Source organism: Actinoallomurus sp. NPDC052274, assembly GCF_040679475.1.
In the GTDB taxonomy this organism is placed as follows: Bacteria; Actinomycetota; Actinomycetes; order Streptosporangiales; family Streptosporangiaceae; genus Actinoallomurus; species Actinoallomurus liliacearum.
Genome location: NZ_JBFAUT010000149.1, coordinates 1 through 1,259 on the forward strand (window position 1 = coordinate 1; position 1,259 = coordinate 1,259).

At 63.8% G+C, this 1,259-nt stretch carries 2 protein-coding genes; both read left to right on the top strand.

What is annotated here, in order from left to right; all coding sequences use genetic code 11:
• Positions 1-798 (top strand): hypothetical protein (locus AB0K82_RS44545; protein ID WP_364409820.1); only part of this gene is annotated, 798 nt, incomplete at its 5' end.
• A partial coding sequence (locus AB0K82_RS44550) for a hypothetical protein (RefSeq protein WP_364409823.1) occupies positions 798-1,259 on the top strand: 462 nt, incomplete at its 3' end. The genes AB0K82_RS44545 and AB0K82_RS44550, both read left to right, overlap by 1 nt.

Consider the following 1,259-nt stretch of genomic DNA (forward strand, 5'->3'; position numbering starts at 1 on the left):
GTGAACATGCTGCGCTGCTTCTGCATCGCCTCCTGCGTGATGCTGCACCTCCAGAAGCGCGCCAAACGGCAGGACTATATCATCCTCGCCGTCACCTTCTTCTCGTCGATCGCGGAGATTTCGCGCGGATCGGTGACCTCGGCGGTGCTGCACGGGGCCGCGGTGATCGTGCTGCTGCGCCCGGTCTATCCGATGCAGATCGCGAAATGGGGCGGGGCCGTCTGGGTCGCGCTGCTCTCGTTCGAATGGGTCGGCAACAATCGTACCGAGGGCTATCAGGGCAATTTCGGCGAGGTCCTGGGCGGCGCCTTCCAGGACAATGGCACGTTCCTGAGCCATTTCGTCTGGTCGTTCATCTACATCACTTCGCCTTTCAACAACCTCGCCTTTGCGGTCAGCCAGAATATCGAGCCGCCGATGGTGCCCTATTACACGCTGCAGCCGCTGATCCCGACCTTCCTGCGCAACATGCTGTTCGGACAGACCGAATATCCGATCGAGCTGCTGAACGAAGCGTTCAATGCCACCACTTTCTATTCGCCGCTGGTGGCGGATTTCGGCCCCTGGTTCGCGCTGGCGATCTTCGCGCTGATCACGGTGGTGATCTCGTTCGCCTATCAGTCGGCGAAGCGGGGCAGCCTGTTCGGGATCATGGTCTATCCGCCCATCTTCGTCAGCGTCACGCTGAGCTTCTTCTATTCCTATTTCTTTGCGCTCCCGATCGTCGCCTATCCGCTGGTGGTGTGGATCTTCCTGCGCTTCCGCCGCCGAACCCTGCGCAAGCTGGGTCACCGGTGATGCGGATCTGGTCCGAGGGAGCGTGGATCGACGGTTTCCTGCCCTATCATGTCGGTGATGGCGAGATCGGCGTCCAGGTCACGCACTGGGCGGTGCTCCAGCCGGTAAGGGGACTCTATTTCGAGCGCCCGGGCAGCTGGCGGATGGTGTTCAACTATCTGCGCGAGCTGGGCCCGTTCGAGGTGTGGCGCAAGATCCGCTCCCGGCGCGCCGAGCAGTTGCGCAACCGCAAGTTCCTGTCGGTGGGGCGGGGCTGGTTCAAGGAAGGCGGACGGCGGCGGGCCTGCGTGTTCGTCGCGCCCAGCCATCCGGCCGGCAGCGATTTCCTGTCCCTGCCCGTGGCGGCGGTGTTTCCCGTTGACCGCAACGCCGAGGGATCGTCGATCCGCCATGCCGACCGGCGCGGCGACGCGGTGCCCGAGGCATTGCTGCCGCTGATCGGCTGGTCGCCGGCATCGGGC